Source organism: Spirosoma agri (assembly GCF_010747415.1).
GTDB classification, from domain to species: Bacteria; Bacteroidota; Bacteroidia; order Cytophagales; family Spirosomataceae; genus Spirosoma; species Spirosoma agri.
The window spans coordinates 1,557,447-1,569,241 of record NZ_JAAGNZ010000001.1; the positions used below are offsets into that span (position 1 = coordinate 1,557,447).

Below are 11,795 nucleotides of genomic sequence, written 5' to 3' on the forward strand. Positions count from 1 at the left end.
TACGAAATCACTTTAAACGTAACCCAAAAAAAAGTTAAAAAAAGTTGGGTTACCTTTTTTCCTATAGGGTATTAACGTTGACATTGTTCTAATAATCACAACTAAACAAAAACACTCCAAATCTATGAAAGCAATCACGAAATCTGCCTTCTTTTTCATGGCTATGATCGCCCTTGCAACCTCTTGCAGCTCGAAAAAGACTGAAACTGAGACGACTTCGACCGATTCTACTTCAACCATGATGTCTGATTCATCGTCTACGATGGCTACTGACTCTACGATGGCTGGTGATTCGGCTTCGACGATGTCGTCAGATAGCGCGAAGTAATTTTTACTAAGGCACAACTGCCGGTACTAAATACCGACAACGCTATAAACGTTTGGGAGCCCTTCAATTAGTTGAGGGGCTTCTGTTTTTTATACTGGTCGTACTGCCAGGGAGCGCCTACCAAAAGAATAAACAGGCTATCTGTCAAGTGATACGTCTTTTAGTAAGCGTTTCTCGTGTTGGTATGGACTCGTTTGTACGATCACCGTTGCTTAAGAACGATGCACAGGCCATTATGATTTCACATTCTGGCATTTTCTAGTAGCCCTTTCCCCTTCCCGCTTGACTGCCACTGTGTTGTCAATGACTGTGTCTATTTGTATGCCAATTTCGTTTCACCCTTCTGACCTTACCAAAAATCCTTTTAAACGAAAATAGCCTCCTGGTCGATCCAGGAGGCTATTTTCGTTTAAAACACTATAAACCAGGAATCAATAACCAGGATTCTGCTTAAGAATGTCTTTACCCTGGTAATCAATCTGCGTTTGCGGAATCGGGAAATACTCATCCTTATTCGCGGTGAATTTAGCCCCTGCGTAACCCGTCGGTAGCTTCACGCTCTCGTAGGCCAGGAAGGCATTCAATACCGTTGCTGCATTACCCCAACGAACGAGATCGTAGAAGCGGTGACCTTCGCCGGATAACTCCAGTTTACGTTCGAACTGAACAGCCGTACGAGCTGCGTCTTTACTAGCAAACGCAGTTGTATAGTTGCTGATCACATAATTCGCAGCATTTTTGCCATCAGACCCTTTTACCCACGTGTCTGCATTGGCAGCCCGGGTTCTGATCTGATTAATGTAGGTACGAGCCACTTCCAAACTACCCACTTCGATTTCGGCTTCAGCTGCCATCAGCAACACATCGGCATAGCGAATAATGTTGTAATTGATAGCCGAATACCCATCTGTCCAGGAACTACCATCCGTTAGGCTCTTATCCTGCGCACGATAGAAGATGAACTTCTTGGGTGAAAACGGACCTGCATAACTTTGGTCACGAATCCAGTCAAGACCTGGGTGAACCTGCCAATCCAGATAAGGAATTCCCCGACGGCCTATCGACCAATCCAAACGTGGGTCAACTGGTCCGGAATCAGGCGTGAAGTCTGCTTTTGAGGCAATACCCTGATCGTTTTTCAACTGGTTGGAGCCTGAATTATACGAACCATCCAATAAAGGTAAACCCGTAGAACTAACCCGGAATGAGTTCGCTAGCTCAAAGCTAGGTGCGAAAAATCCGCAGCAACCGGCAGGACCATTCGATCCCGTGTTGTAAGGAAAGTTCAGGTCCAATTCCTGCGCTGAGTTGCTAACGTCACCCGTGTTAACGGCGGCCTGAATCGCGAAAATAGACTCCTGGCTATTGTCTTTGGCCGCATTGAACAGATCCGTGTAGTTCGTTACTAAACCATACTTCTTACCATCCGATGTTGTACCGCTGGCAATAACCTGGTCAAACAGAGTTTTCGCGTCTGAGTACTTCTTCTGATAGAGATAGGTCTTAGCCAGGTAAGCTGTCGCTGCCCATTTATTGGCCCGGCCTACTGCACCCTGCGTAGCGGGGAGGTTATCAACGGCATATTTAAAGTCAGTTTCAATTTTTGACCAGATGTCCGTAGCGTTCGTAACCTTCTCAATGCCTGATCCGTAATCAAGCGTCTCGTCTATATACGGAACCATGTTGAACGAGCGCTTCAATTCAAAATGGTAGTGAGCCCGCAGAAAACGAGCTTCCGCCGTTATACGTGTCTTGTCGGATGAGGTAACGTCAGAACCGGCAGAAGCAAGCGCGCGAATGGCTGCATTGGCCCGGCTGATCCCTTCATACATACCCCGCCATTTGTCATTGATATCACCATTTGTTGGTAATATTTCGTAACGCTGAAAGGTATTGAAGTTGGTGTTACCGCCACCATCACCGGAGTTCGAACCTTTGTTGGCTTCCCCCCCTGAAACGCTACCCCGCACCCAGTTGTAGGAGCTGGTAGCTCTGGAGAATCCCCGTCCATTCAATTGAGCGTAGGAAGAGAGCAACAGTGCCTCGAGTCCAGCTTTTGATGTGGTCTGGCTCAGGGCCAGCTGACCAGTAGCCGGTACATCTAGAAACTTGTCTTTACAGGCAAACGTAACCAGCGTAAGCATTGCCGTTACCGTTACACCCTTTATAATGGTCTTTTTCATAATGGAATTTACCTAAGATTAGATAATTAATGGTTAGTAGTAGCGAGTTTATCTAGTCGTAAACCCGCTACTTATTATCTATTCAGTTTAGAAACCAAAGCTCAAACCAACGTTGTAGCCACGCGTAACTGGGTAGTTACCGATGTCAATCCCAAAGTTCTGGTCAGCTGATCCACCAACGGCAGGATCTAAACCGGTGTACTTCGTGATCGTGAACAAGTTAGTTGCCGATGCCGAAAGCCGTAACCGACTTAGCTTGATGCGATCCAACAGAGCTTGCGGGAACGTGTAGCCCAGCGTCAGGTACTGTAACCGGCCATACGAACCGTTTTCTACGTAATACGAGTTAGCCACCTGGTTTGTGCTGAAGTTCGATGTGTTCTCGAAAATAGGCACATTCGTGTCTGTATGCGTTGGCAACCACGAATCTTTCACCCGAGCACTAACAGCCGCTCCTGGGAAGGATGGGTAGAAGTCGGTATACCATTTCGAGTTGTTAAAGATTTTGTTGCCAAGCGACGCATAAAGCTGCGTGTTCAGGTCAAATCCTTTGTACTTCAACGTCAGCGTGACACTACCGGTGAATTTCGGAATCGGGCTGCCCAGATACACACGGTCGTCATCATTGATAACTTTATCGCCGTTCGTGTCCTGATACCGGAAACGACCTGGGGCCGCTCCACTCTGCGTAGCCGCAGCGGCTACTTGCTCTTTGCTTTCGAATAGGCCAACAACTTTGTACCCGTAGAAGGACGAAAGGTCATGGCCGGGCTCATTCCGAATAACGGGTGTGCTCAAACGCTGTCCATTCGCGGTGAAGAACGGTACGGATGGAGCAATGGCCGTGATCTTGTTGTCCAAGATACTACCAACCGCTGTAACCTCGTAACCCAGTTCTCCCGTAACGTTACCGCGTGTCGTAACCAACAGGTCAATCCCTTTATTACGCATACTAGCAACGTTTACGTAAGGCGCATTGGCACGCACACCTACAACGCCAGGAAGGGCTAATGGATACAGCAGATCTTTCGTATCCTTCTGCCAGAAGTCAAGCACTACTTCTAACCGGTTGTTGAAAAACGCGCCGTCAATACCGATGTTCGATGTGATACTGGTTTCCCATTTCGCATCGGGGTTACCAATCTGACTGCGGTAGTTTCCGGACTGTACAGACGTGTTGGCTCCCGTAATGTCGTAGCTATTTGCTGCGTTGGTGCCGTACAAAGTAAGCTGGTTCGTTGCACTCAGGTAGTTGGAGTTACCCATTAGCCCGTAACCACCACGAACTTTCAGGTCAGATACCCACGAGAGGTTTTTCATGAAATCCTCCGACGAAAGTCTCCACGCTGCCGAAACGGCGGGGAATACACCATACCGGTTAGATGGCCCGAATTGCGAAGAACCATCACGACGAACAACACCCGTCAGGATATACTTGTCGTTGTAAGTGTACCGAGCCTGGCCGAATATTGAGTAGAAATTATTACCCTTTCCGTAGTAACTGTTTACGTTACGGGTAGCACCAGGCGTAGTCGTACCGATCGTCACGTAGTTTGGATCGGTCGTGAATGGGTTCAGACCCGAGCCGTTGATACCCCGACCGCTACCTGTGTTCAGGGCTTCGATACCCGCCAATACGCTAATGTCGTGAATACCGAACTTCTGCTTATACTGCGCCGTGTTAGTGAAGGTCCAGGTTAAACCAACGTTCGCCCCTTCGTTATACACGTAGTTCGTATTGTTCTCCGAGTTCTCGTACTGAGCCCGGTTGTACGAGTTGTTGTAGTTGCTGAAGTAAGTGCCACCTAAGCTACTACGCAGGGTCAACGCAGGAATAACATCGTATTCCAGATAAGCGTTACCGAAAGCGAACAGGTTGTAGTTAAGGTTATCCTTAGCGCCTATCCGGTTGGCCACTGGGTTACGGGCATTGTTGAAGCCAGGTGCAGCCGTTCCCGCATAGCCACCAAACACGTTGTAGACCGGAACGATCGGTGCCTGACGGAAAGCGAGCAGAATGTCATTCTCGTCAGCGGCAACGCTGGAGTTGTTGTTCGTGCTGTTACCGAGCGTGCTACCCGTGCTACCCTGTAGTCCCGTTGTTGATACATACGCTAACTGGATATTTTCGCCAAACCGTAATTTTTTCGTGATATCAAACTCCGTATTGACCCGGAATGTGTAACGAGAAAAATTGTTGTAGGTGATAATACCGGCCTGATTCTGCATTCCCAAGCTGAGGTAATACCGGCTTGATTCCGTACCACCCGAAAAGCCCAGCGTATGACGCATCAATGGTGCAACGCGCGTAATCTCTTTGTACCAGTCTGTACCCTGTTTGTTGGCCGCAATCACGTTGTAGATAGCACCGTTTGCAGGGTTGATGTTGTATTTCAGCTGCTCAGCGGCTAAGTCCACTGCCGATGCTGCCAGGCCACTCCGGCTTCCGACCAGCAGGTAGTCCGGAAGAACAGGTGTCTGTCCCGTGCCATACTGCCCATTGGCGATACCGGTGAAGCTGTCAGGTCCAACGGCTGTACCAAGTTGATACAGGTCATTCTTGCGTGCCTGCCAAGTCCAGTCAGCCTGCTCCTGTGGATTCAGGATCTTCTGGCCACGACCTGGGTCCGTTGCGCCGTACAAACCGTCGTAGCTAATGCTCAGTTTCTGAGCCCGACGTTGTCCTTTTTTCGTTGTCAGAACGATAACGCCCGAGGCAGCCCGTGCTCCATAAACGGAAGCCGAAGCCGCATCTTTCAGAACCGTTGTCGTTTCGATGTCATCAGGTGCGATGTACTGAATGCTCTGCGTAGGCACTCCGTCAACGACGTACAAAGGCTGGTTACCACCGAATGAACCGAAGCCCCGAACCCGAACCTGGCTGGTCGTACCTGGCTGACCATTCGTGATAACGGTCAGACCAGCAACCCGACCCTGTAATTGCTGCTCAACGTTGGTCGAAGGCACAACTTTCAACTGGGCTGGTTTTACGGTCGATACCGCTCCTGTTACGTCCCGGCGATTCTCAGTCGAATACCCCGTTACAACGACTTCGCTCAGAGCGGTTGCATCATCCTGCAATAGTACGTCTACTGCCGTACGGTTGCCAACGGTTACTTCCTGCGTTTTAAATCCAATAGCCGAAATGACAAGCACTGGACTGGCGCCCCGAAGATTCAGGGCATATTCTCCATTGGCATCGGTGGCTGTACCTGTAGTTGTTCCTTTTAGAACAACGTTGGCACCCGGAACTGGTCCATCTGCGCCGGTGACCTTACCAGTCACGCGACGGTCCTGAGCGGAAGCATTCAAGCTCCACAGCAGCATAACTGCACCTAAAAAAGAGGTATGCAGAAGTCTGTAAAGTGTTGACTTCATAGGTTGGTGAAAAAATTGGTTTGAGGTATTGTACTTATTCTATAGATAAATTAATCATACAAATATTATAGCTGTTTAATCATATTCCAAAGTAGAATCCGAATAAAATTCAGCACATTGGTCTTAGTGAAGTACAAAATCTAGGTAAAATCACTCAATGTAACTGTGCAATCGATTGTATTTCAATTAATTACTGGCTAACAAGCTGATTAATATGCCATCAGTATTTTCTTAAAATTTCTTAAAAAATTTCTGAAAACATTGAAGACAAGCCATTCAAAGGCTATTACTAAGGTTTATCTTTGCTTACATATGCATACTAATTACTACTTTCTTCGTCAGCTTGCGCCCGCTCTCGAAATGCAGTTGACCGGGCTCCGATTTGTTGAATGTTTCAGCCAGGATCGGGATGAAGTTGTGCTTGTTTTTGCACAGGCGAAGGGAAAACAGAATTATTATAAGCCGTTTTATATCAAAGCAACGCTGCGTCCGGACTTCTCGGGTATACTGTTTCCGGAGTCGGTCCAACGGGCCCGAATAAACAGTGTCGATCTGTTCGATGAAGTAACGAGCCTGATACCAGATGAGGAAGCTGCTCTACTGGAACATGGTACTGGCGACACGACAATCAACCATCGACCCGGCCGGGCTGTGGTGGGTGTGCGATCTTTTCTGAACGAGCGCTGTCTGGCGATTTTGCTCGACGATAACTACACGATGTTGTTCAAGTTTTTCGGTAACCGGCCCAACCTGCTCGCCTTTCGCGAAAATACCGTCATTGACCTGTTCAACCAGAAACTGGTAACCGACCAGCAATTGGTTCTCGATGCGCTCGATCGACCAATCGACCAATCGTGGGATGCGTTCGTCCGAGCAGGGTTCGACCACCGAAAATTATTCCCGACGTTTGGTAAGGTTGTTAATGAGTATATCCAGAAGCAGAACGTAGCTGGGGGAGAGCAGCAGTGGGCCTTGATACAGGACATAGTACGCCAGCTCGAGAATCCGCGCTATCATCTGATTCAATTTCATCATAAGCCAACGCTCAGTTTGCTGCCGTTGGACGATCAGCCGACGGGTGATGAGGCTGGCCAGTCACGTTACCGGGTGTTCGACGATCCAATTGAAGCGGCCAATCGCTTTTTCATCGCTTATAACGGCCTGAATACGTTTGAGCGCGAGAAGGGCGATATTCTCCGGTTATTGGAGAAACGGCGAAAACGGGCTGAAGTCCTGATCGACGTGAACCTTCAGCGGATGATGGATCGGGAAGAAGGAGCCAGCCATGAAGAAATCGGGCATATCCTGATGGCGAATCTACACGATATTCCTGCCGGGCCTGGGACAAAATCGCCCGAAACAGTCACCCTGACAGATTTTTACCGCGATCAACCGATAACGATCAGGCTAAAACCGGATCTAAGTCCGCAGAAAAATGCGGAGAATTATTACCGGAAAGCCAAAAATGAAAAGCTGGAAGAGGATTATCTGACTGCGCAGATTAAGTCTCGCGAGGAGGAAATGTCGACCATCGATCGGCAGAAGATCGATCTGGAGGCTATTCAGACATTAAAAGCACTACGTCGGTACAGCAAGCTGCATAGCCTGTTACAGGACCAGCCGGGAGGTCAGGGATCAAGTGAGGGTAGTTCGGCACCGATCTTTAAGGAAGTAATTGTCGATAAGTTTAAGATACTGATTGGCCGAAATGCAAAAAATAACGATCTGCTGACTCAGAAATACGCCTTTAAAGACGACCTGTGGCTTCACGCCCGCGATGTGTCGGGCTCGCATGTCATCATTAAATACCAGGCGGGTAAGCCATTTCCGAAAAATGTAATCAAGAGGGCCGCCGAGCTGGCTGCCTGGAATTCAAAACGTCGTACAGATAGTTTGTGTCCCGTGATCGTGACGCCTAAAAAGTTTGTACGCAAGCCGAAAGGACTGGCTGAGGGGCAGGTTATCGTCGAGAAAGAAAGCAGTATACTGGTTGTGCCAAGAGAATAAAAACGGGTCAGTGCGCAACTGAAAGCAGAAGCGCACTGACCCGATTTACTATTGTTCCATTGTAACGCTCATGGCAGCTACCATAAGGCGGTTCATTTCGTTCCAGGTATGATTCCAGGAATTTTCCTTTAAAAACGCGTCAATCGCTTCCCAATCGGTTGGATGTTGGCCATTGAGGGCTTTCTCGATCGCCACCTCAAAAGCTTCGGCTGAATCGGCAATCTGAACGAAATCGGCATTACCATACGTGCGCACAACGTCGCGGATAGGCGTAGACACGACTGGCAAACCAGCTGCCAGGTATTCAGGCGTTTTGGTTGGGCTAATAAACTCGGTAGAATTATTGAGCGCGAAAGGAAGCATACCGATCGTCCAGTTGCTGAAATAAGCGGGCAGATCTTTATACGCTTTCATCCCCAGGTAGTGAATATTGGCCCCTTGCGGTAATAGCGCCCGATCAATCTTAACGATCGGTCCAAGTAAAATAAACTGCCACTCAGGTCTCCGCGTGGCTAGCTCACCGAGGAGTTTATAATCGAACCGCTCATCGATAACACCACTGAAACCGATGCGTGGATTGGACAATGCCCGTTGATCGGCCGGGTCTGGTTGGGGCTGGCGAGCTACCGAAAAGTGAGGGAAATCGATGCTGCTTGGGAACGCAAATACTTTTGGATGCCGATTCCGTTTGGCTTCGTAGAGGCTATATCCACCCGTGAATACCACGTCGGCCCGATCGATAAGCCGCTTTTCCTCCGCCAGCAGTTGCGGTGGTGCTCCCCAGAAGGCCGATAGTTCATCCATGCAGTCGTAAACGGTCAGACTTGGCTGAAGGTGATCGCTGAACAACAGGGACATGGGCGTATAGTACCAGGCTATAAAAGATTCAACGTGCTCTTTCTGGATAAACTCATCGATAAGTTGACGTTGCAGACGAATGGCTTCATCAGGCTTGGTGCCGTGGGGCAAATGAGGTACCAGCACTGTTAGCCCGTCGGCTTGCTTGCAGTAGTCGAGCCGCAGTTCTGTATCCCAGATCGGTTCTTCCAGAAACCAGACGCGGTAATTCTTCATTGCCCGGTTCATTAGATGCTGGGGCCGCTGGTAAACGAAATTCCATCGAAGGTGCGAAAAACAAATCAGGTCATGGACGTCATCGGCTGGAAACGAAGGAAGGTGATTGGCACCAGCCGTCATGGCTGGGCGACCAGGCAGATTGACAGCATTGGCTGAATCAGGCGTTGAGTCCGTAATTTTCATAAACAGTTTTCAGGGGAGAGTTAATAAATCAGTCCAATCATTAATTAACTGGACTTGTAATCCTCTAAATTAAAAAACCTGACCGTATATGAAATGTTGATCCGCAAAATAATTAATTGAGCGAGTGGCCATTGTTTCCGCCATCATGCTACGTCATTGGCAGGAAAACGCAGAATGTAGCACCGTTCCCTTCCCGGCTGATTGCGGTGATGTGCCCGTTGTGAATCTCCACAACTTTCTTGCAAATGGCCAGGCCTATCCCCGTGCCGGCATAATTCATCCGGCCATGAAGCCGCTGAAAAATGGTAAAAATCCGATCCAGGTAGCGTTCGTCGAAGCCTATACCATTATCCGTAATAGTTATAACCGCGAAACGACGGCCAGCCTGTGACACATCAGCTGCGATCAGCGCGTCGGGTAGGTCGGCATTCGTAGCGACACGACCGCTGATCACAACGCGGGGGGCAATAAGAACACCAGTCGCGCTGAGTTGCTGAAATTTGAGGGCATTACTCAGTAAGTTTTGGAAGAGTTGCCGAAGCAGAGAGGCATCGCCCCACACGGCTGGTAAAGCATCGATCTGGAGTTCGGCTTTTCGATCGTAGATCATCAGCTCCAGATCGTCGGCTACGGCTGCAACCAACTGGTTGAGGTCTACCAAGCTGAAGGTATCGGCGTTGCCCGATAGTCGGGAGAACGCCAGCAAGTCTTGCACCAGCGACCGCATGCGTCCGGCTGAGGTCTGCATACGCCGGACCAGGTCAGACGCCGATTCGCTCAGTTCAGCCGCAAACTGTTCTGTCAGCACATCGCCGAACGAAACAATTTTGCGCAATGGCTCCTGCAAATCGTGCGAAGCCACATAGGCAAACTGCTCTAAATTATGGTTGGAACGATGCAATTCCTGCACCGTAGTCTCAAGTTGCTGGCGCATTTGCTTGGCCTCCGTAATATCCTGCGCGGTGGCGACGAAGCCGTCATTCAGGTGATTCAACGTGATGTCGAACCACCGATCAAGAACGGGTACAAATTCTTCCAGACGTATGATCTCGTCGGTGTGAAGCAGTTGCCGCAACTGGTCCATACGGTCCGGCTTGAGCGGATAAATATCCGTAAGTAACAAACCCGTAAACCCCATATCGAGATGACTAACCAGCTTGTCGAACCGACGATTGGTGAGCGTAACCTGAAAATTGATAAGTTGCTGCTGCGTATTTCGAACCGCTTCGAACACGACAATGGCGTTCGGTGATGAATTAAGAATGCCATTGAGCAGCATGGTCTGCCGGGCAAGCCGACGGGCGGTTTGGTGTAGACCGCTGGTTTCCGTATACGAGAGTAGCAACCCATCGCGACCAAATGGGGCTGCTGACTGGACTACCCAAATATCCTGTTCGTCAATCTTAAAACTCTGTTCAATGCGCTGTGCTTCACCGGATTCTACGACCTTAATGTAGGTGTGCCACAGTTTTGTTTCACAGATCGAGGGGAAAAAGTCGGTCAGTAGTCGCCCAGTGATGTCGTCTGTTCCGTCGTAGTCGCCATATAAGGTGTCTTTTAAGGCCGTCTGATTGGCAAATCGATAGCGAAAATTGATGATTGATCCATCCGGCGAATCATTTTCCCGAACGGCTACCAACCCGACTAATCCATTGATCGAATACGTTAAAACCTGTTGCCAAAGGAGAGCTTGTTCTACGGTAGATAGTTCAATGCCAGGCGGGGCTGCCTGCGACAGTGGTGAAGAATTCATGAAGGTTACGGTACATTGTTGGACAGAGATACGTATCAGTACAACTTTAAGATTCTGTGTTTCGTATAAAAAACTTCATAAACGGATAAAAAAAACGGTGTACCGTCGATCGTTACGTTTATACGAAGTGGATGACTCGTTGTACCGCTTTTCTCGTAAAAGAGTGAAAACAGATCAGCTCGTATGTATAAATTAATTGGCAGGAGTAGCTACAAGAATAGCGTAGTCAGGATAGATAGATAAGATTGGCTAAACCGGAAACGTAAGGGGTACGCTACCGATTAAGAAGTACAGATGCGCCTTAATTAGGCCTATTCGGTTGCTTGCCGCTACCTGGAACCAGTACGGGTAAACAGGCTTCGGGACGATGAGATCAGTATTAACCACAGCGTTCCGAAGCCCGTTTCAGTGATGTATCAGTATGCTTTTGTTGACTTTGGGCTTTCGTTCAACTCGAAAAGATAGCCATCGAGGTCAGAAAAATAAATTTGGACAACCCCATCGAATCGTACCTGGCGGTGCATGGGAATGTTCTGAGCCTTCAGGTATTGCTCGGCTTTGGCAATGTCAGCTACGAAAAGTGCAAAATGGCTGCCATTCTTGTCATGCGCAATTTGCGCCGTGCGTCCATCCATTAAGTGAATCTGTTGCCCATCGCCAAGGTCGAACCAGGCCCGAATGGCTTTGAGATTATCAGGGACCGGAATCGGTTTCAAGCCCATCACATCCCGGTAGAAGACCGCACTTTTGGCTACGTCTTGCACGTGAATAGCCAGGTGATTATGCCGGACAATGCCAAGCTTATCCTGCGCGAAAAGTGTGCCGGACGTTAGTGCACAACAGACCAGCAAAACTAAACTGAATTGATCTTTCATACTCAACCAAA

General features: G+C 48.8%; 6 protein-coding genes. 1 reads left to right on the top strand and 5 read right to left on the bottom strand.

Annotated features, from left to right (window positions below):
- Nucleotides 1–759 precede the first annotated feature (759 nt).
- Both GK091_RS06445 and GK091_RS06450 read right to left on the bottom strand, forming a co-directional pair.
- A complete protein-coding gene (locus tag GK091_RS06445) occupies nucleotides 760–2,511 on the bottom strand; it encodes a RagB/SusD family nutrient uptake outer membrane protein (RefSeq protein WP_164035772.1) in 1,752 nt (583 codons plus the stop codon).
- 87 nt (nucleotides 2,512–2,598) lie between these two features.
- On the bottom strand, nucleotides 2,599–5,889 hold the full coding sequence (locus GK091_RS06450) for a SusC/RagA family TonB-linked outer membrane protein (protein ID WP_164035773.1): 3,291 nt from the start codon (nucleotides 5,887–5,889) through the stop codon (nucleotides 2,599–2,601).
- A gap of 312 nt (nucleotides 5,890–6,201) precedes the next feature.
- Between GK091_RS06450 and GK091_RS06455 the strand changes: the two genes are divergently transcribed.
- Nucleotides 6,202–7,896 carry an NFACT RNA binding domain-containing protein gene (locus tag GK091_RS06455; RefSeq protein WP_164035774.1) on the top strand — a complete coding sequence of 565 codons (1,695 nt, stop codon included), beginning with the start codon at nucleotides 6,202–6,204 and terminating at the stop codon, nucleotides 7,894–7,896.
- 48 nt (nucleotides 7,897–7,944) lie between these two features.
- On the opposite strand, the gene GK091_RS06460 is transcribed toward GK091_RS06455, so the two are convergent.
- From GK091_RS06460 to GK091_RS06470, 3 genes are all read right to left on the bottom strand, one after another.
- Entirely contained in the window at nucleotides 7,945–9,156 is a 1,212-nt protein-coding gene (locus GK091_RS06460) for a glycosyltransferase family 1 protein (RefSeq protein ID WP_164035775.1), read from the bottom strand.
- A 148-nt stretch (nucleotides 9,157–9,304) separates the two neighbouring features.
- Complete coding sequence (locus GK091_RS06465; RefSeq protein WP_164035776.1) at nucleotides 9,305–10,909, bottom strand: sensor histidine kinase; 1,605 nt, start codon at nucleotides 10,907–10,909, stop codon at nucleotides 9,305–9,307.
- Between the two features lie 416 nt (nucleotides 10,910–11,325).
- A complete protein-coding gene (locus GK091_RS06470; RefSeq protein ID WP_164035777.1) occupies nucleotides 11,326–11,784 on the bottom strand; it encodes a VOC family protein in 459 nt (152 codons plus the stop codon).
- Nucleotides 11,785–11,795 lie beyond the last annotated feature (11 nt).

What these genes read in the sequence shown, in the direction of transcription:
- GK091_RS06445 (WP_164035772.1), bottom strand. Translation starts at nt 2,511, where the DNA reads ATGAAAAAGACCATTATAAAGGGTGTAACGGTAACGGCAATGCTTACG.
- GK091_RS06450 (WP_164035773.1), bottom strand. Translation starts at nt 5,889, where the DNA reads ATGAAGTCAACACTTTACAGACTTCTGCATACCTCTTTTTTAGGTGCA.
- GK091_RS06455 (WP_164035774.1), top strand. Translation starts at nt 6,202, where the DNA reads ATGCATACTAATTACTACTTTCTTCGTCAGCTTGCGCCCGCTCTCGAA.
- GK091_RS06460 (WP_164035775.1), bottom strand. Translation starts at nt 9,156, where the DNA reads ATGAAAATTACGGACTCAACGCCTGATTCAGCCAATGCTGTCAATCTG.
- GK091_RS06465 (WP_164035776.1), bottom strand. Translation starts at nt 10,909, where the DNA reads ATGAATTCTTCACCACTGTCGCAGGCAGCCCCGCCTGGCATTGAACTA.
- GK091_RS06470 (WP_164035777.1), bottom strand. Translation starts at nt 11,784, where the DNA reads ATGAAAGATCAATTCAGTTTAGTTTTGCTGGTCTGTTGTGCACTAACG.